20 protein-coding genes and 1 pseudogene are annotated in these 23,338 nt (G+C 69.2%); 11 read left to right on the top strand and 10 right to left on the bottom strand.

What is annotated here, in order from left to right:
- Positions 1-20: 20 nt before the first annotated feature.
- On the bottom strand, positions 21-1,154 hold the full coding sequence (locus ABZ928_RS18435) for a glycoside hydrolase family 19 protein (protein ID WP_361519568.1): 1,134 nt from the start codon (positions 1,152-1,154) through the stop codon (positions 21-23).
- A 141-nt stretch (positions 1,155-1,295) separates the two neighbouring features.
- Between ABZ928_RS18435 and ABZ928_RS18440 the strand changes: the two genes are divergently transcribed.
- A complete protein-coding gene (locus tag ABZ928_RS18440) occupies positions 1,296-2,450 on the top strand; it encodes a hypothetical protein (RefSeq protein ID WP_361519570.1) in 1,155 nt (384 codons plus the stop codon).
- 54 nt (positions 2,451-2,504) lie between these two features.
- Here ABZ928_RS18440 and ABZ928_RS18445 read toward each other — a convergent pair whose 3' ends face one another.
- Positions 2,505-2,801 (bottom strand): VOC family protein, encoded by a 297-nt coding sequence (locus ABZ928_RS18445; protein ID WP_361519573.1) that lies wholly within the window; start codon positions 2,799-2,801, stop codon positions 2,505-2,507.
- Between the two features lie 167 nt (positions 2,802-2,968).
- On the opposite strand from ABZ928_RS18445, the gene ABZ928_RS18450 reads away from it, so the two are divergent.
- Positions 2,969-3,691, top strand: a complete 723-nt coding sequence (locus ABZ928_RS18450) for a hypothetical protein (RefSeq protein WP_361519576.1) — start codon at positions 2,969-2,971, stop codon at positions 3,689-3,691.
- Here ABZ928_RS18450 and ABZ928_RS18455 read toward each other — a convergent pair.
- The 6 genes and pseudogenes from ABZ928_RS18455 to ABZ928_RS18480 form a co-directional block, all read right to left on the bottom strand.
- Positions 3,677-4,603, bottom strand: a complete 927-nt coding sequence (locus ABZ928_RS18455; protein ID WP_361519579.1) for a hypothetical protein — start codon at positions 4,601-4,603, stop codon at positions 3,677-3,679. The two genes, ABZ928_RS18450 and ABZ928_RS18455, sit on opposite strands and share 15 nt — an antisense overlap.
- Before the next feature lie 782 nt (positions 4,604-5,385).
- The gene (locus ABZ928_RS18460) at positions 5,386-6,723 is read right to left on the bottom strand and encodes an enolase C-terminal domain-like protein (protein ID WP_361519582.1); all 1,338 of its coding nucleotides are present in this window, start codon (positions 6,721-6,723) and stop codon (positions 5,386-5,388) included.
- A gap of 25 nt (positions 6,724-6,748) precedes the next feature.
- A complete protein-coding gene (locus ABZ928_RS18465) occupies positions 6,749-8,089 on the bottom strand; it encodes a gluconate:H+ symporter (RefSeq protein WP_361519584.1) in 1,341 nt (446 codons plus the stop codon).
- Positions 8,090-8,213: 124 nt separating this feature from the next.
- The gene (locus ABZ928_RS18470; RefSeq protein WP_361519587.1) at positions 8,214-9,161 is read right to left on the bottom strand and encodes a 5-dehydro-4-deoxyglucarate dehydratase; all 948 of its coding nucleotides are present in this window, start codon (positions 9,159-9,161) and stop codon (positions 8,214-8,216) included.
- A 29-nt stretch (positions 9,162-9,190) separates the two neighbouring features.
- Positions 9,191-9,608 (bottom strand): annotated as a pseudogene (locus tag ABZ928_RS18475) (enolase C-terminal domain-like protein); the annotation flags it as partial.
- 85 nt (positions 9,609-9,693) lie between these two features.
- On the bottom strand, positions 9,694-10,170 hold the full coding sequence (locus ABZ928_RS18480; protein WP_361519589.1) for a hypothetical protein: 477 nt from the start codon (positions 10,168-10,170) through the stop codon (positions 9,694-9,696).
- Positions 10,171-10,706: 536 nt separating this feature from the next.
- Between ABZ928_RS18480 and ABZ928_RS18485 the strand changes: the two genes are divergently transcribed.
- The 4 genes from ABZ928_RS18485 to ABZ928_RS18500 all read left to right on the top strand — a co-directional run bounded on the left by ABZ928_RS18485 (position 10,707) and on the right by ABZ928_RS18500 (position 15,871).
- On the top strand, positions 10,707-11,354 hold the full coding sequence (locus ABZ928_RS18485; RefSeq protein ID WP_361519592.1) for a (2Fe-2S)-binding protein: 648 nt from the start codon (positions 10,707-10,709) through the stop codon (positions 11,352-11,354).
- Positions 11,355-11,360: 6 nt separating this feature from the next.
- Positions 11,361-12,341, top strand: a complete 981-nt coding sequence (locus ABZ928_RS18490; RefSeq protein WP_361519595.1) for a xanthine dehydrogenase family protein subunit M — start codon at positions 11,361-11,363, stop codon at positions 12,339-12,341.
- Entirely contained in the window at positions 12,338-14,530 is a 2,193-nt protein-coding gene (locus ABZ928_RS18495) for a xanthine dehydrogenase family protein molybdopterin-binding subunit (RefSeq protein ID WP_361519598.1), read from the top strand. The genes ABZ928_RS18490 and ABZ928_RS18495 overlap by 4 nt, the downstream gene beginning before the upstream one ends.
- Positions 14,531-14,704: 174 nt before the next feature.
- Positions 14,705-15,871, top strand: a complete 1,167-nt coding sequence (locus ABZ928_RS18500) for an XdhC/CoxI family protein (protein ID WP_361519600.1) — start codon at positions 14,705-14,707, stop codon at positions 15,869-15,871.
- A 146-nt stretch (positions 15,872-16,017) separates the two neighbouring features.
- On the opposite strand, the gene ABZ928_RS18505 is transcribed toward ABZ928_RS18500, so the two are convergent.
- Positions 16,018-16,911, bottom strand: a complete 894-nt coding sequence (locus ABZ928_RS18505; protein ID WP_361519602.1) for a helix-turn-helix transcriptional regulator — start codon at positions 16,909-16,911, stop codon at positions 16,018-16,020.
- Positions 16,912-17,084: 173 nt separating this feature from the next.
- Here ABZ928_RS18505 and ABZ928_RS18510 point away from each other — a divergent pair, with 173 nt between their 5' ends.
- From ABZ928_RS18510 to ABZ928_RS18525, 4 genes are all read left to right on the top strand, one after another.
- Entirely contained in the window at positions 17,085-18,101 is a 1,017-nt protein-coding gene (locus ABZ928_RS18510) for a zinc-dependent alcohol dehydrogenase family protein (RefSeq protein ID WP_361519605.1), read from the top strand.
- Positions 18,102-18,171: 70 nt separating this feature from the next.
- Positions 18,172-18,837, top strand: a complete 666-nt coding sequence (locus tag ABZ928_RS18515) for an SDR family NAD(P)-dependent oxidoreductase (protein WP_361519608.1) — start codon at positions 18,172-18,174, stop codon at positions 18,835-18,837.
- Positions 18,838-18,895: 58 nt separating this feature from the next.
- Positions 18,896-19,195, top strand: coding sequence for an SDR family oxidoreductase (locus ABZ928_RS18520; RefSeq protein WP_361519611.1), 300 nt, complete (start codon positions 18,896-18,898; stop codon positions 19,193-19,195).
- A 96-nt stretch (positions 19,196-19,291) separates the two neighbouring features.
- Entirely contained in the window at positions 19,292-20,248 is a 957-nt protein-coding gene (locus tag ABZ928_RS18525) for an alpha/beta hydrolase (RefSeq protein WP_361519614.1), read from the top strand.
- Positions 20,249-20,421: 173 nt separating this feature from the next.
- Here the strand turns inward: ABZ928_RS18525 and ABZ928_RS18530 are convergent, their stop codons facing one another.
- Positions 20,422-21,594 (bottom strand): cytochrome P450, encoded by a 1,173-nt coding sequence (locus tag ABZ928_RS18530; RefSeq protein ID WP_361520700.1) that lies wholly within the window; start codon positions 21,592-21,594, stop codon positions 20,422-20,424.
- Positions 21,595-21,795: 201 nt separating this feature from the next.
- Between ABZ928_RS18530 and ABZ928_RS18535 the strand changes: the two genes are divergently transcribed.
- Positions 21,796-23,325, top strand: a complete 1,530-nt coding sequence (locus ABZ928_RS18535) for a toll/interleukin-1 receptor domain-containing protein (RefSeq protein ID WP_361519617.1) — start codon at positions 21,796-21,798, stop codon at positions 23,323-23,325.
- Positions 23,326-23,338 lie beyond the last annotated feature (13 nt).

Below are 23,338 nucleotides of genomic sequence, written 5' to 3' on the forward strand. Positions count from 1 at the left end.
TCCATGGTGAGCGTCGGCCGTCAGCAGTAGAGGTTGGCGCCCGGCGCGACGCCGAGGATCGAGGTGAACCGGTTGTAGGCGTCCACGCGGCTCTGCACCTGGGCCGGGTTCCTGCCGTCGCACTCCAGCGAGCCGTTGATGGAGCGGATGGTCTGGCCGAAGCCCGCCTGGTTGACCATGGCGTTGTGCGGGGTCATGGTGCCGGGCCCGCTCTGGGTGTTCCAGTACCAAAGGCCCGTCTTCCAGGCGACGGACGCGTCGTTCTGCACCAGCCAGGGGTTGCCCAGCAGATCGAGGCCGAGGGCGTCACCGGCGGCCTTGTAGTTGAAGTTCCACGACAGCTGGATCGGGCCGCGCCCGTAGTAGGCGGCCTGCCCCGCCGGGCAGCCGTACGGCTGGTTCCAGTCGCAGTAGGTCGGGTAGTTGGCGGTGTTCTGCTCCACGATGTGGACCAGTCCGCCGGTCTCGTGGTTCACGTTGGCGAGGAAGGCGGCGGCTTCCTGCTTGCGCACGGTGTCGCTGCCGGTCGTGGTGAAGCCGGGGTAGGCGTTGAGCGCGGCGACCAGGCCGCTGTACGTGTAGAACGAGTTCCGGCTCGGGAACATCTGGTTGAACTGCGCCTCGCTGACGACGAATCCCGACGGGGTGCCGCCACCGCCGCGCGCGGGCGCGTTCCACTTCTGGTTGGCCCCGCCACTGCACGTCCATATCTGCAGCCGGGTGCCGTTGGCGCTGTTGTTGCCGGTGACGTCCAGGCACTTGTTCGCGGCCGGGTTCACGATGTCGTTCGCCGAACTGACCACCCACTGCTGGTTGGAACCACCGGAGCAGTCCCACAGCTGGACCTGGGCGCCGTCGGCGGTACCGCGATCGACGACGTCCAGACACTTGCCGAGCGCGCGCAGGGTGCCGTCGGCGGAGTTGGACCAGATCTGGGCGGCGGTGCCGTTGCAGTCGTAGAGCTGTACGGCGGTCCCGTTGGCGGTGCTGGCACCGGCCACGTCGACGCACTTGCCGGCGAGCCCGGTGATCGAGCCGTCGGCGGCCTGAGCGGGCGTCACCGTGAACAGCGCGGTGATCAGGGAGGAGAGAACGGCGAGAACGGCGAACCGAGAAGAGGAGGTTGAGAAGGTCGGGGAGAGAGGTCTGGGCATGTCCGCATGGCCCTTCGTGGGGGGTGGACGCGTCAGGTGGTGCGGTGCTGACGCGTGAATCTAAAGGTCTGGACCACTTACGTCAAGGAGTGAAGTAAGGCCTGAGGGAAGTGAGTTGCCGCGGGCCGCTAGCATCCGGGCATGAAACGCGACGCCCCACCACCGAGGCCGGTCGCCGTCGGAGATGTCGTCGCGGTGTACTCCGACGCGCTCGACGCCTGGACCGCCTCACAGATCACCGGCATCGACGCCGCGTCACAGTGCGCCGCGGTTCTCGAACTGGACTGGTCCGGCCCCGAGCCCGCGACGGTGGCCGACCTGGACGACGTACGGCCACTCCGCCTCACGCACCACAGCTGGAACGGCACGCTCGCGTACTGCAACCACACGTGGGTGCTGCCGAGAAGCTTCGCGGTGATCGGTGCCCTGCCCCCGCTGGTGACCGAACCCTCCTACGCGTACGCCTCGGCGTGGGGGAAGGGCGAACAACTCGCCCGCCAGCGGCACTGGGACAGCGGTGACCGCGAGAACTGGAGCCCCCCGTACGCCCAGACATACGCAGCCGAGGAACTGGCCGCCTACCAGGCCCGCGGCACCCTCCGACCAGGCATCAAGCACCTCACCGTCCACGGCATCGCCGAGCTCGACTGCGCCCGCCTCGTCGCCGACTTCCCGGACCTGACGCGCCTGTCCCTGTCGGGGAACCTGGGCACGCTCACCTCGGCGGCCGCCCTGAACCGGTTGCCGCTGCTGCAAGGGCTCACGATCCGGGAGCTGTTCGGGATGGAAGCCTCCGACTGTCTGCTGCCGAGCGATGTCCCGGCGGTGGAGGACGTGTGGCTCTACGGCATTCCGGCCGACTACGCGGCCGCGATGCGCAAGGCCTGGCGTCCCCACGTACGGCACGGAGTGCACCTCGACGTCCGCGGCGCCCGCAGGCCGGAGTGGATCGCCGCCAACGCCACCAACCCGCTCCGCGACTGGGACGGCCGCGAGCACATCCCCCGCACCGGGTACCGCAAGGCCGTCGCCCAGTACAAGGCCACGAGGGAGGCCTTCCTCGCCGAGGTCAACGAGGGTGAACAGCCCGACAACATCAAGGAGATCGGACGCGCCTTCGCAACGGCCTTCAACGCGCTGGACAGCCGCTCGCCCTTCATCGAGACCGTCGAACGCGAGGAACTCTTCGAGGCCCTGGACTTCTTGGCGGACGAAGCGCAGACAACCGCCGGTCGCGACCTGAGCGCGGCCCGCGCGGCGCTGGTCGAGGGGGCGGACTCCGTCCGCGACTGGTGAACGTCGCCTGAGCGCCCCCCGACATCAACGTGGATGGCTGCTCGGGGCGCGGTCCTACGGTGCCAGCGTGCGAAGGACGCAGAACTCGTTGCCCTCCGGATCCGCCATGACCACCCAGTTCCCCTCCGAACCCTGGCCCACATCCGCCCTGTTGGCGCCGAGGCCGATCAGCCTCGCCACTTCGTCCTCCGTGCCGGCGTCGATCGGACTGACGTCGAGATGGAGCCGGTTCTTGAGGGCCTTGCCCTCACTCCGGTCGATCACCTTGAAGTCCAGGACCTCGCACCAGAAGGCCGCCAGTCTCTCCGGATCGTGGCAGTCAACGGCCAGTTCGGTGAGCCTGCTTGTCATGACTCTCTCGGATAGTGCGGACGGCACTCAGGGTATGGGTCGGTCACAACGCACTGAGCCTCGGAGGCGGGTGGCGTCGAGAGCATCGAAGCGTTCGCGGAGGAGGCGGCCGTTGCCGCAGAAGTCGGTCCTGGAGTCGTGCGCGGAGCGTACTAACGTTCGCGGTTGTGAGAAGTCTTCTGCGCATATGGATCGCTCTGGCTCTGTTCGGTGTGGGGCTCACGCTGCTGGTCGACCGGCTCGCACCGTCCGCGCGTGTCCTCGCCACGGTGCGCCACTGGTGGCCACTCGCCCTTGTACTGCTCGGCGTTGGCGGAGCATTGAGGCTTCTTGTCGCCACCAAGAACGTCCTGCGAGGCCCGATGGTCGTTACCGTCGCAGGCGGCCTGCTCCTGCTGGTGACTCTCGACCCCTTCTCCGCCTCCGTCCAGCCACTGCTCTGGCCCGCTGCCCTGCTCGCGGCAGGTACCGCCATGCTTGTTGCCCTGGCCGTGCGCGCGTCCACCGCCGATGAACGACTTGTCACACGGCTGGTATCGGTGGCGGAGGGACGCCGGGTGGTCTGGCCGAAGGGCGAATTCTCGCTCGGCACGGTCACGGCGGTGGCGAGTGGCTGTGTCATCGACCTCAGTGAAGCGCGCCTTCAGGAAATACGGGACGCGGACACGGACGAGTTGCTCGGTTACGAGGCGAGGATCGACATCACCGCGGTGCTGAGCGGTATCGATCTCATGGTTCCGGAGGGGTGGCGAGTCAGACACGAGGAGTATCCCGATACTCAGCGGGATGACGAACTCCCTTCAAAGGCACCCACATTGCGCATCAAGACGTTCTCGCTGTTGGGCGGTGTCAGGATTCGTCCGGAGGGACAGGCGTCAGGAGGATCCTGAGGTGTACGGCACCGCAGGTGGCTCCAGATCGGTGTCCTTGCGTTGCCACAATTTGGTGAGCGATGCGTTCAGTTCCCGCTCCTTGTCCGTGTCGGCGGGTATGGCGATGGACATCTCCGGCAGGAGTTTCAGCCGGTAGACATCGATCACCGCGCAAAAGGCGTCACCGTACATCGTCGCCGCGTGGACAGCGGACCTGTAAGCGAGCCACGAGAGCAAGCCGAAGGCCAGCGAAACCGCAAGCCACCATGTGTGGAGCGCAAGCAGCGCTGCGGTCACCGGGGCGGCCAGGGCAAAGGAAATGCACAGGCGGGTCATGATGTCGAGCTGATTGCGGTACTCGGCGAGCTTCTGCAAGGTCTCGGGAGACACCACATAGTAGAGACGAGGCCATGCGAGCAGCGCGTTGAGCCTGTATGGCCGTCCCGCGCGTTCCTCGGCCGCGCGAAGCCGGTTCCCCAATGCCGTCGGCAGTACCGGCCATTGATGGGGCATCCGGGTCAATCGATGGCGCGCGTCGTCCTTCAGAGGGTCGCCTGACGGTAGCCGCTCCACCTGCCACATGAGCTTCGACTTACGGCGTTGTTGTACCCATGCGCCCATCCGGCCCAGCGGTGCCAGAGGTCCGCGAGCGCTCCAATAGCCCTCCAGGAAGCGGATGGACGCCAACTCCAACGGTTGCAGAAGTAGGCCAGCGACAACCGAGCCGACGGTCCCGAGGACGGCGCCCGTCCACCCGTACAGCTGGGCGTTGTGGCTGAGCTGGTGTATCGAAGGCGCCTGGCGTGGGGCTCCACTGAGCAAGAGGGCGACCACCGTTGCGATGAAGACGGCGGAGGGCAGAATATTCACGAACTTCAATCGGGGCGACAGGTCGGCATCCGTGATGCCCAGGGTGCTGAGCTGGCTCATCAGGCTCCCCGGTGGTCGTCGCAGCGGACGGTGAACTCCGTGTGCGCGGCAGGATCATAGCAATCGATCGAAACCGTGACCTCGCACCTGGGCTTCGTGCAGAGCACGTCCAGATCGGTGTCGCCTGGGTGCGCGTTCCTGCCGGGGACGTCGCGGTGCGCACGGCAGCCGTTGAGCTTGGTCAGGTCTTCAAGGAACCGCCCCCAACGACACCCGGGCAGACCACACACAAACAGCGTGCGCCCCCCGTGCGGCTCGAGCCCTGGCTTGAACTGCAGAGCCGGCATCGTTCTCGCGAGTAGTCGCACCGTGGAGAGCAGGCCCGGTCTTCGCGACGGCATATCCCACCTCGGGCTGCAGGGACAAGGGAATACGAAGGTAGGGCCGACCCAACTGCCGCGTCGAGGGGCTACGGTGCGCGACGTGATGTCCGAAGGGGCGACAGACGACGACGCCACCTCGTGACGAAAGGGTCCGGGCGAGCCGCCGCTGCTGACAACCTCGGCATCACGTCGGAGCTCTCGTGCTGCGGCCCGCATGGCCGTGGCAGTCAGTGGAGGCACATCGAGACGTCCCGCAGCCGGCCTTCGCACCGGTGGCCCGGGCCGCGTCGGGGGCTTCGGCGGCCCCTGCTGCCAGACCGGTCCCGCAGGCGGGCGTGGGGGTTTACAGCCTTCGCCCGCCAAGGTCGCCATCGCGTGAGGACGACCGATGCGGCGAGGGCTCCGTCCGGTCTGCGATCCCGAGCGGCGCCCTCGTGGTGTGCGGTGCGGGGATCAGCGTTAACGCACCAGGCACGGCCGCTTGTTGTCGAAGGTCCAGTCGGGGATGAGGTAGCGCATGCCGAGGGCGTCGTCGCGGGCGCCCAGGGTCTTCTCGCGGTAGAGGTCGTGGGCGGCGAGGAGGCGGTCCATGTCGAGTTGGATGCCGAGGCCGGGGGCGCGGGGGATCGTGATCTCGCCGTCGGTGATGCGGGGCGGGGTGACCGTCAGGCGTTCCAGGCCTTCCTGCCAGATCCAGTGCGTGTCCAGGGCGTTGTACTCGCCGGGTGCCGCGGCCCCGCAGTGGGTCACCATGGCGAGGCTGATGTCGAAGTGGTTGTTGGAGTGGCAACCCCAGGTCAGGCCCATCGAGTTGCACAGCTGCGCCACGCGTACGGAGCCCTGCATGGTCCAGAAGTGCGGGTCGGCGAGCGGGATGGAGACGGACTGGAGGGCGAGGGCGTGGGTCAGTTGGCGCCAGTCGGTGGCGATCATGTTGGTGGCCGTGGGGAGGCCGGTGGCGCGGCGGAACTCCGCGAGGATCTCGCGGCCGGAGTAGCCGTCTTCCGCGCCGCACGGGTCCTCGGCGTAGGCGAGGGTGCCGACGAGCGGGGCGCAGAGGTCGACGGCTTCCTTGAGGGACCAGGCGCCGTTGGGGTCGAGCGTGATCCGTGCGTCGGGGAAGCGGTCCTTGAGCGCCTGTACGGCCTTGACCTCCTCCGCGCCCTCGAGCACCCCGCCCTTCAGCTTGAAGTCCCGGAAGCCGTAGTGGTCGTAGGTCGCCTCGGCCTGGCGGACGATCGCCTCGGGGGTGAGTGCCTCCTCGTGGCGGATCCGGTACCACTCCACGTCGGCGTCGGGTTCGCGGGCGTAGTCGAGGTCCGTGCGGTCGGGGTCGCCGACGTAGAAGAGGTAGCCGAGGACGCGTACGGAGTCGCGCTGTTGTCCGTCGCCCAGCAGGGCGGCCACGGGGACGTCGAGGTGCTGGCCGAGGAGGTCGAGGAGGGCCGACTCGACGGCGGTGACGGCGTGGACCGTCGTACGCAGATCGAAGGTCTGCAGGCCGCGGCCGCCGGTGTCGCGGTCGCCGAAGCGCTCCCCGATCTCGCGCAGGATCCGCTTGTAGTCACCGATCCTCGCGCCGACGACCAGGGACTCGGCGTCGCGCAGGGTCTGTGTGATCTTCTCGCCGCCCGGTACCTCGCCGAGGCCGGTGCGGCCCTCGGAGTCCGTCAGGACGACCACGTTGCGGGTGAAGTAGGGGCCGTGGGCGCCGGAGAGGTTGAGCTCCATCGAGTCGCGGCCGGCGACGGGGTAGACCGCGAACGTGGTGACGGTCGGCTGGCTTCCGCTGGTCATGTGAGGGTTCCTTGAGGGGGGCGGGTCAGATGCTCAGGGCGTCGAGGGTCCGTTCGACGGCGAGTACGCCGCCCAGGCCGAGGATCGCGAGCACGGTCGTGTAGGTCGTACGGGCTTTGATGGCGTCGAGGACCGACAGGTTGAAGTACTCCTTGAACATCCAGAAGCCCGGGTCGTTGACGTGGCTGAAGGCGATCGAGCCGCAGGAGACGGCGAGCACCATGAGTTCGGGGTGGACGCCGCTGCCCGCGACGAGCGGGGCGACGACGCCGGCGGCGGTGACGACGGCGACCGTCGCCGAGCCCAGGGCTATGCGCAGGATCGCGGCGATGAGCCAGGCCAGGATGATCGGCGAGATGCTCCAGCCCTCGGTGAAGTCCTTGATGTAGTCGGCGATCCCGCCCTCGACGAGGACTCCCTTGTAGGCGCCGCCCGCGCCGATGACCAGGAGGATCATCGCCATGGACTTGGCGGCTGACACGCAGGAGGCGCTCACCTCGTCGAGGCTGCGGCCGATGCGCGGGCCGAAGGCCCAGATGGCGAGGCAGAGGGTCAGGAGCAGGGCGACGGGGGCCGAGCCGATGAACTCGACGGCGTGCAGGACGCGGTTGCCGTCGTCGGAGACCGCCATGTCGGCGACGGCGGCCCCGGCGATCAGGACGATCGGGACCAGGGCGACGAACAGGGACCAGCCCATGCTCGGCAGCTCGTGCTCCTCGAACTCCCGCTCGGTGACCAGGCCTTGGGGGATCGAGGGGTCCATCCGCCGGATGAACGGCAGCCTGGGCCAGACCAGAGCGATGGCCGCGCCGATCGGTACGGCGAAGAAGAGCCCGTAGAGGAGGGTGTGGCCGACGGAGGCGTGGAAGGTGGCGGCGACGGCGGTGGGGCCGGGGTGGGGTGGCAGGAAGCTGTGCATCGTGGAGAGGGCGATCGACATCGGAAGTCCCACCCAGAGCAGGTTCTTGCGGGTGACCCGGACGATGGTGAAGGCGACCGGCACGATGATGACGAAGGCGACCTCGTAGAACATGGTCACGCCGATGAGCATGGCGGTGATGACCATCGCGACCTGGACGTGGCGTGGGCCGAAGGCGTCGACGAGCCGGCCGGCTATGCGCTGGGCGGCGCCCGAGTCGCCCATCACGCGGCCGAGCATGGCGCCGAGTCCGATGACGAGCAGGGTGTCGCCGATCTGGTCGCCGACCCCCTCACCGAGGACGTCGCCGATGTCCGCGGCCGGAATTCCCTGGACCAGCGCTACTCCCACGGCCACCAGGAGCAGGGCGATGAGGCCGTTGAGCTTGAGTCTGGTCATGAGGAACAGCAGGACGAGCACGCTGACCGCTACGACGACGAGAGGCATGGATCAGTTCCCCTTTGAACTGTGCTGCTGAGCTGTGTGCCGTGTGCTGTGTGATGTGAAGTGCTGACCTGACGGCCGCCGTCAGGGCCCGGCGGGGCGCGGCCGTGCGTCCCGCCGGGGTGGTTCAGCGGGTGGCGCCGACCAGTGACAGGCCCGTTTCCAGGAGCTTCTCCAACTCGGCGAGGTCCTGTGGGCCGGGGTCGGTGAGCGGGGCACGGACCGGGCCGACCGGCTTGCCGCGCAGTCGGGCGGCGGCCTTGACGAGCGAGACGGCGTATCCGGGTACGCGGTCGCGGAGTTCGACGAGCGGGATGTAGAAGCCGCTCAGCAACGCGTCGATCGTGGCGTCGTCCTCGTTCTGGAGGGCGGTGAAGAACGCGTTCGCGATCTCGGGGGCGAAGGCGTGGACCGCCGAGGAGTACGCGGGGACGCCGACCGTGGCATAGGCGCGGGCCTGGATCTCCGCGGTGGCGGCGCCGTTGAAGAAGAGCAGGTGGTCGGGGGCGGCGAGGGTCAGGCGCTGGAGGCGGTCCAGGTCGCTGTGGCCGTCCTTGAGGCCGATGACCGTGGGGATCTCCGCGATGCGGCGCAGGCTCTCGACGCTGAAGGCGACCTGGTCGCGCTGGTAGACGATGAGCGGGATGCCGGTGCCCGCGGCGATCCGGCGCACCTGCTCGACCAGGCCGTCCTGCGGGGCCTTGAGCAGGTAGTGGGGCAGGACCAGGGCGGCGTCCGCGCCGGCTTCCTCGGCGATCCGGGCGAAGCGCAGGGCCTGGGCCCAGCCGTAGCCGATTCCGGGGACGACGGGTATGCGGCCGTCGGCCACCTCCACAGCCGTGGTGACGACCTGGCGGTACTCGTCCTCGTCCAGCGCGGTGAACTCGCCGGTGCCGCAGGCGGGGAAGAGCGCGCCGGGGGCGGTGGCCACCTGGCCGGCCAGGTAGGCGCGGCAGGCGTCCAGGTCGAGGCTGCCGTCGTCCGTGAAGCTGGTCAGAGGGAAGGACAGCACGCCGCGTGCCATGCCGTCCCGCAGGCGCTGCGCGACGTCCTGGGCCGCCGTGTTCAGTGACATGAACTCGTCTCCATGTATATGGATGCCATCTACGTATGAGGATGGAGGTTAGGGCGAGGGGCATGGCTGGTCAATGGGCCGACGGCCACGAGACCGGTCCGCGACGACAGATGCATCCGGCCGTCGCTGATCCGCAGCCGCTCGTTGAACAGCGGCTCCAGCCAGTCGAAGTGCTCCACCCACGGCTCGTGCTCATAGGCGGCGGCCAGGTGGAGATGGACCTCCATGGCGAAACGGGGTGCGAGTTGCAGATGCCGGCTCTCCGCGAACGCGGCCGGCTTGAGGAACTGCGTGATGCCGCGGCGCGTCCGGCTGGATCACGTCCACCGCGTCGTGCCGCAGCAGCTCCTGGTGCTCGGCCACGCTCGCCGGCATTTCGCCCGTCGCGACCGGCGTGTCCAGCGAGGCGGCCAGAGCGGCGTGGCCCTGGGCGTCGTACGCGTATAGCCCTCGTCGGCTTCTCAGGCGGGTGGCACCGACGACGAAGCCGACGAGATTCTTGGGGGGGGCTGGGGCAGCGGATTTCGGGCGGTCAGGCCTCGGAGGACCATTCGTGGAGGAGCGCGATGTCCGCCTCGTGGAACTCCGCGAGCACGTCGAGGAATCCGGTCCTGCCCCACAGCGCGAGCCCCAGGACGGCGACGCCCACGGCCGTGATGTGTACGGCCCCGCTGAGGTCCTGGCACGAGACCGCGCGCATCGCCGACTGGTCTCCGCGGGCCCACGCCCGCGTTGCCTCGGCGATGGCGAACTCGTAGTGGAGCGGGGCGGCTACGGCGATGCCGTCGGCCTGCCGCACCAGGTCGTCCAGCCCGAACGACCTTCCGGTGAGCTCCATGATGCTGATGGTGGAGCGCACCAGGCCGTTCAGGACGGCGTACACCTCCAGCGAGCCGTCCGCGTCCAGGCCCTCCAGCGCCATTTGGACCGCGCTGCCGTCGTGGTGCACATAGCCTCGGACCACGTCCATCGCGCGGTCGCGGGAGGTCATCTGCGCTGCGTCGCTCATGAGGATCACCCTAGGAACGCAAGGAGAGGAGCGGATCGGTCTTGCGGCGCAGCCTGCCTCGGAAGAAAGCACTAAGACCAGCGACTGCGGGCCATCAAGCCAGGATGTGAGTTCGCCGCCATCCGGCCACCGCGACAGTGGCCTGACCCAATCCCGCTGGTAATGCAGAGGAAATGCCGGTGTTTTGGCCCGAATCCAGGAAATGAGACGCTCCGAAGATCGGAGCGATGTCCAACTCCCCTGCTGCTGGGCGGCTGTGAGTGCACGTCAGGTCACCGGAGTAAGCCATGCTTCAGGTCCACGGGATTATCGCAGGAGGAAGAGGGTGAATCCCCGCCGCGTTCGCCCTGCGACACGCGATTCGTATGGGGGGAGGAAAATCTCCCTGTTTCCCTCGCGATGACGATGGCACGCTTCCGCGTAACGGGATGCGCCCCAGAGGCGCCCGGTTTGTATTGGTCCTGCGGCGACGACCAGCCGCCTCTCGCCGTACCGCTGTGTGCGACAGATCCCGACCGTGATGCGAAGGCGTAGGCATGTCCACTGAACTCCCTGAATCCGCTCCACCCCCCACCGCATCCAGCGAGCCCCCTTCGACACCCACCCGCCGGACCTTCATCGCCACCACCACGATGGCCGGTGGTGTCGTGGTCGCGGGTGGCGTGATCGGAGGAACCCTTCTCGGCGCTTCCGAAGAAGCGGCCGGCGCCGAGGCGTCACCGTCCAGCCGGGTGACGCTCGAGGTGAACGGCTCCCGGCGGACGGTGACGGTGGACAACCGCACCTCACTGCTGGACCTGCTGCGTGAGCACTTCGATCTCACGGGCACCAAGAAGGGCTGCAACGCGGGCGCGTGTGGTGCCTGCACGGTGCTGGTCGACGGGCGGCGGGTGAACTCCTGCCTCACCCTCGCGGTACGGCTGGAGGGCGCTGAGGTCACCACGATCGAGGGCCTGGCCGACGGTGACCGGCTGCACCCGCTCCAGCAGGCGTTCATCGACGAGGACGCGTATCAGTGCGGGTACTGCACCCCCGGCCAGATCATGTCCGGCGTCGGCTGCATCCAGGAGGGACACACCGGCTCACCGGAGGAGATCCGGGAGTGGATGAGCGGCAACATCTGCCGCTGCGGTTGTTACGTGAAGATCGTGCGCGCGGTCGAGCAGACCGCCGGCCGGAAGTGAGGACCGATGCATCCCTTCTCCTTCACGAAGGCCACGTCCACCCGTGAGGCCCTCAACGCCGGTCGCCGCGGCGGCCGTTACATCGCCGGCGGCACCACCCTCGTCGACCTGATGCGGGAAACCGTCGAACGCCCCGAGACCTTGGTCGACATCAGCGGCCTGCCGCTGCGCGAAGTCAGGGCCACCGAGCGAGGCGGACTGCGCATCGGCGCGCTCGTGACCATGTCCCAGACGGCCGCCCACCCCACGGTGCGCTCCCTGTTCCCGGTCATCTCGGAGGCGCTGGAGCTGAGCGCGTCGGCCCAGCTGCGCAACATGGCCACCATCGGCGGCAACATCATGCAGCGCACCCGCTGCACCTACTTCCGCGACGTGACGGCCGACTGCAACAAGCGTGAACCGGGCTCGGGTTGCGCCGCGCTGCACGGCTTCAACCGGATGCACGCCATCCTCGGCACCACCGACGCCTGCGTGGCCACGCACCCCTCCGATGTGGCCGTGGCCTTCGCCGCGCTGGAGGCGACCGTGCACCTGCTCGGTCCGGACGGGGAGCGGCGTATCCCCTTCGCCGACTTCCTGCTCCGACCCGGCAACACCCCCAACCGCGAACAGGCCATCCGACAGGGCGAGCTGATCACGGCGGTCGAGCTGCCGGCCCTGCCTCGCCCGCTGAAGTCGGGCTATCTGAAGGTGCGCGACCGCCAGTCGTACGAGTTCGCCCTGACCTCGGCGGCGGTCGCCCTGCATGTGCGCGGCGGGGTGATCCGCGAGGCCAAGGTCGCCGCCGGCGGAGTGGGCACCGTGCCCTGGAAACTGCCCGCTGTCGAGCGGGCCCTCATCGGCGAACGCCCTTCGGACGCCCTGTGGTCAGCTGCCGCCGAGGAGGCGGCGACAGGGGCGCGGCCGCTCTCGGGCAACCGTTTCAAGGTCGAACTGCTGCAACGAACCATCGAGCGACAGCTGCGCATCGTAGGAGGAACCAAGTGAGCCCCCAGCCGCAGGCAGCCGTCGGTGCGCCGCTGTCCCGGGTGGACGGACGGCTCAAGGTCACCGGCAAGGCGCAGTACGCCGCCGAGTTCAACGCCGAGGGGATGGTGCACGCCGTCATCGTCGACGCGAGCATCGGACGCGGCCGCACTGCCGGCTTCGACACGGACGCCGCCGAAGCCGTCCCGGGCGTGCTCCGAGTGATCCACCACGGCAACGCTCCGACGCTGCCCTACCGAAACAACCCCGGCTCCAACAATCTCCCCGGTAACAAGGTGCGGGTCTTCCAGGACGACCGGGTCCTCTTCCACGGCTTCCCGGTCGCCGTGGTGGTGGGTACCACGCTGGAGGCCGCGCAGCACGGTGCGAGCCTGGTGAAGGTCAGCTACGACGCCGAGCGGCCCACGACCGACCTTGCCGAGGGAGAGCCGGTCGCGGGACGGCCGTACTCGCGCGGCGACGTCGAAGCCGGACTGCGCGACTCGGACGTCACGCTGGACCTGACGTACCACCTGGCGCGCAACCATCACAACCCGATGGAGATGCACGGCACGATCGCCCGCTGGGACGGCAACCGGCTCACCGTGTGGGACAAGACCCAGTGGGTGCCCGGCACCCAGCTGGAGCTGTCCACGGTGTTCGACATTCCGCTGGACAACGTGCGCGTCATCAATCCGTTCATCGGAGGCGCCTTCGGCAGCGGGCTGCGCTGCTGGCCGCACACGGTGGTCGCCGCGCTCGCTTCGAGGGAGGTGGGCCGTCCGGTCAAGCTGACCCTGACCCGTCGGCAGATGTACTTCGGCACCGGCTTCCGGCCCTCCTACGCGTACCGGATGCACATCGGCGCCGACCGCAACGGCCGCCTGGTCGCCTCGGACCAGGTGATCGACGCCGAGACCTCGTCGTACGAGACGTTCAACGAGGCCGTCACGGGCCCCGGGGCCAGCCTCTACACCACGCCCAGCGTCCGCCAGGCCTACCGGACCGTCCCGTTGGACGTGAACAGCCCGATCTGGATGCGCGGCCCCGGCGCCGCCACCGGGGTCTACGTCGTCGAGTCGGCGATGGACGAACTCGCCCACGAGCTCGGCATGGACCCGATCGAGCTGCGCCGCCGCAACGAGCCGACCCAGGACCCGCAGAGCAACGCGCCGTACTCGACGCGCCGACTGCTGGAGTGCTACACGGTCGGTGCCCGCGAGTTCGGCTGGGACCGGCGCAGCCCGCGGCCGCGTTCGCGGCGTGACGGTGACTGGCTGATCGGCATGGGTGTGGCCTCGGGCGTCTACCACACCGGCGTCGCCCCGGCCCAGTCCCGTGGCCGTCTGAACGCCGACGGAACGGCCGAGATCGAGTGCGCCACCAGTGACATGGGCCCGGGCACCTACACCTCCCAGACGCAGGTCGCCGCCGACGCTCTCGGACTCGGCATGCGCGCGGTCGACTTCCGGCTCGGCGACTCCCGGTACCCGCAGACCCCGCCGCACGGCGGCTCGATGACCATGGCGAGTATCGGGTCCGCCACGCTGGACGTCTGCAACCAGCTCCGCACCCAGGCGATTCGGCTCGCCATCGGCGACGAGGATTCGCCGCTGTACGGCGTCGAGGCCGAGGACGTCGTCGTCCGCAACGGCCGACTGCATGTGCAGGGGAATCCGACCCGCGGCGAGACGTACAAGCAACTGCTGACCCGCAACGACCGGGACCGCCTGGAAGCGAACACCTCCTTCTCCCCGCCGCGCGGTGAACAGCTCTCCATCAGTGCCTACAGCGCGACCTTCGCGGAGGTGGCGGTGGACTCCACGCTCGGCCTGGTGCGGGTGCGGCGGATGCTCTCCGTGTACGACGCGGGGCGGATCATCAGCCCCAAGCTGGCGGACAGCCAGGCCCTCGGCGGCATGGTGGGCGGCATCGGCCAGGCGCTCCTTGAACACACGGTCACCGACCACCGTGACGGCCGGATCGTGAACGCCGACCTCGCCGGCTACCTGGTCCCGGTCAACGCCGACGTGCCCGAGCTCCGCGCGATCTACCTCGACGGGGAGGACGAGGACGCCAACGCGCTCGGCGTCAAGGGCCTCGCCGAGCTCGTGATCTGTGGAGTGGCGCCCGCCATCGCGAACGCGGTCTTCAACGCCACCGGCCGCCGCGTGCGCGAACTTCCCATCTCGGCGGAGGCGTTGATCTGACACCGCGCTCCGGTCGGTCGGCTGCCGACTGGCCGCAGCGCGCATATGGCCGTCCGGCAGCGGGTCCCCCCGTCCCGTCGCCGGACCTTCAGGGCCGCCGCCGCGTGGGCGCGCACCCCCGTGACGCGGCGGCGGCCCGACCAAGACACCCCCCACTGCAAGAAGGACCTGTTCATGCTGAACATCGCGGACACACTGCAGAGTTGGTGCCGCGAGGCCCGCCCCTTCGCCCTGGCCACCGTCGTCGACGTCCGGGGGAGTGCACCGCTGCCGGTCGGTACGTCGGTCGCAGTGGACGGGGACGGCAACGCGATCGGCAGCATCTCCGGTGGCTGTGTCGAGGGCGCGGTCTACGACCTCTGCCGACATGTACTCGAGGACGAAGGCGCCCCGCAGCGCGCCTGGTTCGGCTACTCCGACGACGACGCCTTCGCCGTCGGGCTGACCTGCGGTGGCGAACTCGACGTCCTCGTCCAGCGGTTCGACCCCGCTACGCAGCCGCTCCTCGGCGCGGCCCTGGCCGACGTGGTGGAGGGGCGGCCGGTCGCAGTCGCCCAGGTCGTCGAGGGCCCGGAGGAACTCGTCGGCGCGATGCTCTATGTCGACGCGGCCGGCGGCATCCGTCCCGGACCGCTTACCGGGCCTGTGCGCCGAGAGGTGGGCGCACAGGCGTGGGCATTGCTGCGCTCCGGACGCACGGCTCGGGCGGAGGTCGGCGGAGACGCCGCCACCTGCCCAGAGCGCTTGTCCGTCCTGGTGCACGTGCACGCGTCCCGCCCTCGCATGCTGATCTTCGGGGCGGTCGACTTCGCCGCCGCGCTCAGCCGGGCCGGAAGCTTCCTCGGCTATCACGTCACCGTGTGCGACGCCCGGCCCGTGTTCGCCACCAAGGCCCGTTTCCCGTACGCGGACGAGGTCGTCGTCGACTGGCCGCACCGCTACCTGGCGGAGACGACCGTGGACGCCCGCACCGCGGTCTGTGTCCTCACCCACGACGCCAAGTTCGACATCCCGCTGCTGTCCCTGGCTCTCGACCTGCCTGTCGGCTACGTCGGCGCGATGGGATCCCGCCGCACCCACGAGGAACGCCTGCGCCGACTGCGGGAAGCCGGAGTCACGGACGAGCAGATGGCCCGGCTGCGTTCGCCGATCGGGCTCGACCTGGGCGCCCGGACGCCCGAGGAGACGGCCATCTCCATCACCGCGGAGATCATCGCCCAGGCCAACCGAGGGTCGGGCCTGCCTCTGACCCGGCGCACCGGCCCCATTCACCGGGACCCGGTCGAGGAGGCCTGTGGGGACACCACCGGGCCGTGGTCCGCGTACGCGTCGCAGGGTTAGCGGTGCGGGTGCGAGGCCTTCTTCACCACCGGGACCGGACAGCAGGGGACAGGCTTCGCACATCAGGCGCTCAGCGTGGGCCCGGGGCGGTGGCGACAGGTCGCGGTATGCCGAGGTGTCCGGAGGACGGCGTACACCGCGCTCCGCTATTGACCACCCTCGCGGAAATGGGATGAGGCCGGCAGATGCTGGTCGGCGGCCCAGGAGGCGAGGATGCGCAGGCGCTCGTGGGTGGGGGAGCCGGGCGCCGCGGTCCACACCGTGAGGTGCTGGTCGGGGTCGGTGTTGGCGGTCAAAGTGTCCCAGTCCAGAACGAGTTCGCCGACGACCGGGTGGTTGAGGGTCTTCGTGCCCACGGTGCGGGCGGCCACCTTGTGGTCACCCCACCACCTGGCGAATTCCTTGTCGCGCGTGGACAGTTCACCGACCAGCTCGATCAACCGCGGGTCGTCGGGGTATTTGGCGGCCTCCATGCGCAGCTGTGCCACGGAAATCTGGGCGGAGGTCTCCCAATCGGCGTACAGATCACGCATCGACGGTTCGGTGAACTGGATCCGGGGATAGTTGCGATGCTTTTCCGGGATCCGGGAGAAATCGATGACCAGGGCGGACGCCAGCGCGTTCCAGGCCAGGATGTCCCCGCGTCGGCCCTGCACGATGGCCGGAGTGGCGGTGAGGTCGTCCAGGACGCGCTGAAGCTGGGGCTGTACCTGCTGCCTGCCCCGGCGCCGCACGCGGACCGTGGTCTTGCCGGCCAGCTGGAAGAGATAGCCGCGCTCGTCGTCATCCAGATGGAGGACACGGGCCAGGGTCTCGAGCACCGGAGCGGATGCCTGGAGACGGCCCTGTTCGAGTCTGGTGTAGTAGTCGGTGCTGATGCTGGCCAGCTGGGCGACCTCCTCGCGGCGCAGCCCGGCAACCCGGCGGGGCCCGCCCGTCTCCGGTAGCCCGACTGTGCGCGGGCTCAGCTCGGAGCGGCGTTTCTTGAGGAATTCTCCCAGCTCGTTGAGGGTGACATTCTCACTCATGCTTCCCAGCATGGCATTGATCGTGCCTCGATAAGGGGGGAGAGTTTTCTCCCAGGATGTAGCCGTCCCCGGATGGTTTTCTCCGCTTTTCGAGCCTGCCTTTGCGTGCGAGGCTCGACGACGAGCAGCCCGGTTTTTCCCGTGAGGCTGCTGACCGAAGACCTCACACCGAAAGAAGCATCCTCATGCGCGGAGCTGTCATCCACGCCCCCGGCGACGTCCGTTTCGAGGAGGTCGACGACCCCAAGATCCTTCACCCGACCGACGCCGTCATCCGGACCGCCGTGACCTGCGTGTGCGGTTCGGACCTGTGGCCCTACCGCGGTGCCGAGCCCCTGGAGGCGCCGCATCCGATGGGGCATGAGTACGTCGGTTTCGTCGAGGAGGTCGGCAGCGAGGTCACTCATGTCAAGCCGGGGCAGTTCGTCATCGGTTCGTTCGCCACGTCCGACAACACGTGTGTGAACTGCCGGGCGGGCTACCAGTCCAACTGTCTGAACCGCGAGTTCATGTCCACCTGCCAGGCCGAGTATGTGCGCATCCCCAATGCCCACGGAACCCTCGTCGCCACTCCTGAGCACCCCGCCGAGGAGCTGTGGCCCAGCCTGTTGGCGCTGTCCGACGTGATGGGCACCGGCTGGTGGGCGGCGAAGGCCGCCGAGGTGAAGCCCGGCTCCACCGCGGCAGTCGTCGGCGACGGCGCGGTCGGCCTGTGCGGTGTCATCGCCGCCAAGGAACTCGGTGCCGAACGCATCATCGCCATGAGCCGGCACGAGTCCCGGCAGAAGCTTGCGCTCGAGTTCGGCGCGACCGACATCGTCACCGAGCGCGGCGAGGAAGGCATCGCCCGCGTCAAGGACCTGACAGCGGGCGTCGGCGCCGACAGCGTGCTGGAGTGCGTGGGTACCGCGCAGTCGATGCAGCAGGCGCTGCACTCCACCCGTCCGGGCGGCAACGTCGGCTTCGTCGGAGTCCCGCACGATGTGGCCGTCGACGGCCAGGAGCTGTTCTTCTCCCACGTCGGCCTGCGGGGCGGCCCGGCCCCGGTGCGTGGCTACCTGCCCGACCTGATCGAGCGGGTCCTCGACGGCCGTATTGACCCCGGCAAGGTCTTCGACCTCACCCTGCCCCTGGATCAGGTCGCCGAGGGCTACAAGGCGATGGACGAACGCCGGGCCATCAAGACCCTGCTGAAGCCCTGATCGCAAGCACGTTCCCCGTCGGGGGCCGGCCGGCACACCACCCGGCCCCCTCCCTGTTGAAGGACCCCCTGTGACCACCTTCGCCCTCGTCGGCGCGGGCCCGGGCCTCGGCCTCGCCGCCGCCCGCCGCTTCGGAGCCGCCGGCCACACCGTCGCCCTCCTCGCCCGCAGCGCCCAGCACCTGGACACCCTCACGGCCGAGCTGGCCCAAGACGGCATCCGGTGCCGTGGCTTCACCGCCGACGTCCTCGACATCGAGTCCCTGACCACGGCCCTGCACCTGGCGGAGTCGACCCTGGGCCCCATCGAGATCCTCCAGTACAGCCCCGTCCCCCGCGCGGACTTCATGAAGCCGGTCCTCGACACGAGCGCCGACGACCTCGATGATCCGCTCGCCTTCTCCGTCAAGGGCCCGGCAGCGTGTGTGAACGCCGTGCTGCCCGGCATGCGCGCGCTCGGCCGCGGCACCGTGCTGTTCGTCAACGGTGGCAGCGCCGTGCGGCCCCACCCCGAACGCGCGGGCACCTCGATCGCGTTCGCCGCGGAAGGCGCGTACGCCCGCATGCTCCACGACGCGCTCGCCCCGGAGGACATCCACGTCTCACAGCTGATCGTCCCGAGCGCCATCCGACCCGACGCCGAACACAGCAGCCCGCAGGCGCTCGCCGAGCGTCTGTACGACATCCACACCCGGCGCGACGGCTTCCGCCAGTACGCCGAGCCGCTGCCCGACTGAATCCGCCTGCGCCGCCCTGACTCCGGGAGCGGCCGATCCCATCGAAAGGAGCCCTCTCTTGAGCACGACGACCGATCCCCTGTCCACCGGAAGGGTCGCCTTCGCCACCGGAGCGGCTTCCGGCATCGGACGGGCCACCGCTGTCGCCTTCGCCCGAGCCGGCGCCGATGTGGCTCTCGCCGACCTTTCCGAGGCGGGCTTGAAGGAGACCGCACGGCTGGTCGAGGAAGCGGGAGGCCAGGCCGAGCCGATCGGCCGCCTCGGCACGCCGGACGAGATCGCCGCGGCTGTGCTGTGGCTGTGCTCGGACGCTGCCTCCTTCGCCACCGGCCATGCCCTCGTCGTCGACGGCGGCTAGACCGTCTGACCCGCCCGCTCTGTAGGCGGCCACACAGAGAAAACAAGAGACACCGACTCGCAAGAGTCCTTGATCCTGATCCAAGGAGCGATCAACATGCCTCTACAGGACGACGGTTACACCTTCGTGCTCTCCGACGACGTCACACGGACCCCCGTCCGATACAAGAACCGCTACGGCATCGAGATCGCCGCGGATCTGTACCGCAGCGTGGATCTCGACGAGTCCGTCCGTCACTCCGCGGTCGTCATCGGCCCGCCGCACGGCGGGGTCAAGGAGCAGGCGCCGGGGGTGTACGGCCAGGAGCTGGCCAAGCGTGGGTTCGTCGCCATCGGCTTCGATCCCTCGTACAACGGTGAGAGCGGGGGCGAACCCCGGCACGTCACCTCGCCGGAGCTGTTCGCCGAGGACTTCAGCGCGGGCGTCGACTTCCTGGGCACGCTGCCCTATGTCGACCGCGACCGGATCGGCGCGATCGGGGTCTGCGGCAGCGGCGGGTTCGCCCTGAGCGCCGCACAGGTCGACACCCGGATCAAGGCCGTCGCCACATCGGCCATGTACGACATCAGCCGTGTCGCGCGCAACGGGTGGCAGGACACCACGAGCGACGACGACCGCCGCAAGGCGCTGGACGAGATCGCGGCGCAGCGCTGGAAGGACGTCGACGCGGGCGAACCCGCGCTGACGCCCACCTTCCCTGCCGAGATTCCCGACGGTCTCGACCCGATCACCAGCGAGTTCTTCGAGTACTACGTGCCCACCTCCCGTGGCCACCACCCGCGGTCCATCGGCGGCTTCGCGGTCACCAGCACCCTGTCCCACATCAACTTCGGACAGCTGCGCCACCTCGCGGACATCGCTCCGAGGCCGATCCTGCTGATCACCGGCGAGCAGGCCCACTCCCGCTACTTCAGCGACACCGTCCACGCGGAGGCGACGGGGCCCAAGGAACTGGTGGTGGTGCCAGGGGCGCGGCACATCGACCTCTACGACCGGACCGATCTGATCCCGTTCGACAAGCTGGAGACATTCTTCTCCACGCATCTCAAGTAGCGGTTCCATCCTGGGAAGGAGTTCCAGGGACGAACTCGCGGGATCCCGCCAGGGAGATCGGCCGCGGCCTCGGCAGGTCCACAGCATCCTCGCCCGCGCCAACGACAACCCGGCGCTGCACGCGCTGCTGAGGTGCTTGCGGGAGCGGATGCCGTGACATGAGCGGCGCGCGGTCAGGTCGCCCGGTCCCACCGCACATGCAGGGTGGGGGGCTTGCGGAAGACCAGGCCGTGCGGGGATGTGGGGTGGTCGGGGTCGAGGCGCAGGGCCGGGAGCCGTTCGAGTACGTGCTGGAGGGCGATGCGGGTTTCCAGGCGCGCCAGGTGGGCGGCGAGGCAGTAGTGCGGGCCGTGGGCGAAGGCCAGTTGGAGACGTGCGTTCTCGCGGCGGACGTCGAACCGGTCGGGGTCGGGGAAGACGGCCGGGTCGCGGTTGGCCCCGGTCAGGGAGACGGTGACGAGGTCGCCGCGGCGGATAATGGCCGGACCGAGGACGGTGTCGCGGGTGGCGTAGCGGTCCACCACCGCCGCGCCGGGTTCGAGGCGCAGCGACTCCTCGATCGCGCCGTCCAGGAGAGCGGTGTCGGCCCGGACCAGGGCGAGTTGGTCGGGATGCCGCAGCAGGTGCAGCAGCGCGTTGGTGATCATCGCCTCGGTGGTCTCTATGCCTCCGAACATCAGCACCGCCGCGTTGGACGCCACCTCGGGCACGGTCAGCCGCCCGGCGGCCGAGACGAGCAGGGAGGCGGTGTTCCGGTCGGCGACGGTGGCCTCCACCGCGGCGCGCAGCTGCGCGTAGGCCGCGACGCCCGCGGGGCCGGCCTCCAGTCCGGCGGTGATGTCCGAGACCGACTGGACGATGGAGTCGTACCAGGCGAGGACCGTCTCCGAGGTGGTGCCGATCAGCCCCAGCGCCTCGGTCACGACCGCGACCGCGAGGGGACCTGCGAAGGCCCGCCGCAGTTCACCGGCTCCGGCCGGCTCCAGCTCGGTGATGAGCCGGTCGGTCTCCTTCTCGATGAACGCCGCGAAACCGTCATGCGCGGCCCGGGGCCGGAAGGGCGCGGCGAAGGGCTCCCGGTGCCGGGCGTGCCGGTCGCCGTCCAGGGACAGCATGCTGGGGCCGACGACCTGTGCGGTGGAGAACCTGGGGTCGTCGACGGTGAACGTCTCCGCGTCCCGCATCACGTTCAGCGCGAGATCCCGCCGGGTCACCAGCCAGCCGCCCATCTCGGGGATCCACGACACCGGCTCCTTCGCCCGCAGCAACGCCAGTCGCGCATGCGGATCCTCGGCGAGCTCGGCGAGCGTGGTCGCGGCACCGAGCGGGGAATCGACGACGTTCATGGCGCGCTCCGGGCGGTCGGAGAAGGACGGGTCACTGGTGAACGCTAACAAGTGGACGTGACGCTCCCGCAGGGCCTGCACGTTCCTGCAGTACTGGCCGCCGACCTCGAAGGACGCCTCGGGGACCCGCGTCAGCGAACAGGCCCAGGCCGCGTCCATGAGGGGTCCCGCTCAACTCGCAAGTATCAGTACCGTGTTGGCATGGCACAGTCTCCGGCGGTCTTCGTCTCGCACACGGTCCGGGATCACCGGGATCATGACCTTGCCCACCGCCTGGCCGAGGGGCTCACCGAGCGGGGCATCAGGGCATGGATCGCGCCGGACGACGTACCGAGCGGAGCGGACTGGCAGGAACGGCTGGTCACGGCCGTGCTCGACGAGTGCACGCACTTCCTGGTGATCCTCTCCGCGGCCAGCGCGAACGCGGAGTGGGTCCGGGCCGAGATCGACCTGGCCAGACGCCGACGCGAGAGCGACCCGGCGTTCACGATCCTGCCTCTGGTGGTCGGCGATCAGCGGCATGAGTTCCTCGACCGCTTCCAGCGGATCCCCTTCCAACCCCATTTTCCCGAGCAGTTGGCCCTCGTCCTCGACGCCTTGGACCATCCGGCGGAACCGCCGGCGAGGGTGGCGGAGCTGACCGAGCACTTCGTCGGCCGGGAGAGCGTGTTCACCGCCTTCGACATGTTCCGGACCCGCCACGACCGCGGGCTGTTCACCGTCGTCGGCGACCCGGGGGAGGGCAAGAGCGCGATCTGCGCGGAGTTCAGCAGACGCACCGGCTGCGCCGCCCACTTCAACCTCCGGGCCGAGGGCGACCACCACGCCCTGGGATGCGCGGTCAACGTCCGCGCGCAACTGGCCAAGCGGCTCGGCGTGACACTGCCCGGCCCCCCGGGCAGCCCCGCCGAACTCGGCGCGTTCTGGACACGGCTGCTGGAGGCCGCGGCCTCGGCGGGCGAGCCGGTCGTCATCGCGGTGGACGCGCTGGACGAGGTGGATCTGTCCGACCATCCGGACGGCACCAACGTGCTGTTCCTGCCCCAGTCGCTGCCGCGGAACGTGTACTTCCTGCTCACGCGTCGCCGCAGCGCGGTGCCGTTGCACAGCCGGGCGCCACAACAGACCTACGACCTCGGCGCCCACCGGGACGAGAGCCGGACCGACGTCATGGAGTACCTGCGGCGCGCGGTGACACGGCTGGACCTCGCACCGTGGATCGCGGAGCAGCCGGGTCTCGACGAGGACGGCTTCGTCGAGACCCTCGCGGACAAGAGCCAGTGCAACTTCATGTACCTGCACTACGTCCTTCCGCAGATCGCCGGCGGCACCTACAGCGCGGTCGACGTCACCGAGCTGCCCGAGGGCCTGCAGGGGTACTACCAGGACCACTGGCGGCGGATGGGCATGCAGAAACATCCCCTGCCCCGCAGGAAGATCCACATCGTGTACGTCATGTCGGAGCTGTCGCGGCCCGTGTCCCGCACGTTCCTCGCCGACCTCCTGCGCGAGGACCCCACGGAGGTCCAGGCCGTCATCGACGAGTGGGAACAGTTCCTGCACGTGGGCCGCGCCCACGGCGGGCGCGTCTACAGCATCTACCACGCGAGCTTCCTGGACTTCCTGCACGACAAGGAGATCGTGCGGGCGGCCGGCGAGTCGATCACACGGATCAACGAGGAGATCGCCGACCGGCTCTACGCCGACCTGTTCGGGGCCGACGATGCGTGAGAGCCGACCGCGG

The sequence above is a fragment of the Streptomyces sp. NPDC046909 genome (genome assembly GCF_040644695.1).
In the GTDB taxonomy this organism is placed as follows: domain Bacteria; phylum Actinomycetota; class Actinomycetes; order Streptomycetales; family Streptomycetaceae; genus Streptomyces.

Bases quoted from the DNA above. Each gene is read 5' to 3' on its own strand.
- ABZ928_RS18465 (WP_361519584.1), bottom strand. From the start codon at position 8,089: ATGCCTCTCGTCGTCGTAGCGGTCAGCGTGCTCGTCCTGCTGTTCCTC.
- ABZ928_RS18530 (WP_361520700.1), bottom strand. From the start codon at position 21,594: ATGAACGTCGTCGATTCCCCGCTCGGTGCCGCGACCACGCTCGCCGAG.
- ABZ928_RS18445 (WP_361519573.1), bottom strand. From the start codon at position 2,801: ATGACAAGCAGGCTCACCGAACTGGCCGTTGACTGCCACGATCCGGAG.
- ABZ928_RS18440 (WP_361519570.1), top strand. From the start codon at position 1,296: ATGAAACGCGACGCCCCACCACCGAGGCCGGTCGCCGTCGGAGATGTC.
- ABZ928_RS18500 (WP_361519600.1), top strand. From the start codon at position 14,705: ATGCTGAACATCGCGGACACACTGCAGAGTTGGTGCCGCGAGGCCCGC.
- ABZ928_RS18455 (WP_361519579.1), bottom strand. From the start codon at position 4,603: ATGAGCCAGCTCAGCACCCTGGGCATCACGGATGCCGACCTGTCGCCC.
- ABZ928_RS18485 (WP_361519592.1), top strand. From the start codon at position 10,707: ATGTCCACTGAACTCCCTGAATCCGCTCCACCCCCCACCGCATCCAGC.
- ABZ928_RS18470 (WP_361519587.1), bottom strand. From the start codon at position 9,161: ATGTCACTGAACACGGCGGCCCAGGACGTCGCGCAGCGCCTGCGGGAC.
- ABZ928_RS18505 (WP_361519602.1), bottom strand. From the start codon at position 16,911: ATGCTGGGAAGCATGAGTGAGAATGTCACCCTCAACGAGCTGGGAGAA.
- ABZ928_RS18510 (WP_361519605.1), top strand. From the start codon at position 17,085: ATGCGCGGAGCTGTCATCCACGCCCCCGGCGACGTCCGTTTCGAGGAG.
- ABZ928_RS18460 (WP_361519582.1), bottom strand. From the start codon at position 6,723: ATGACCAGCGGAAGCCAGCCGACCGTCACCACGTTCGCGGTCTACCCC.
- ABZ928_RS18535 (WP_361519617.1), top strand. From the start codon at position 21,796: ATGGCACAGTCTCCGGCGGTCTTCGTCTCGCACACGGTCCGGGATCAC.
- ABZ928_RS18490 (WP_361519595.1), top strand. From the start codon at position 11,361: ATGCATCCCTTCTCCTTCACGAAGGCCACGTCCACCCGTGAGGCCCTC.
- ABZ928_RS18480 (WP_361519589.1), bottom strand. From the start codon at position 10,170: ATGAGCGACGCAGCGCAGATGACCTCCCGCGACCGCGCGATGGACGTG.
- ABZ928_RS18435 (WP_361519568.1), bottom strand. From the start codon at position 1,154: ATGCCCAGACCTCTCTCCCCGACCTTCTCAACCTCCTCTTCTCGGTTC.
- ABZ928_RS18525 (WP_361519614.1), top strand. From the start codon at position 19,292: ATGCCTCTACAGGACGACGGTTACACCTTCGTGCTCTCCGACGACGTC.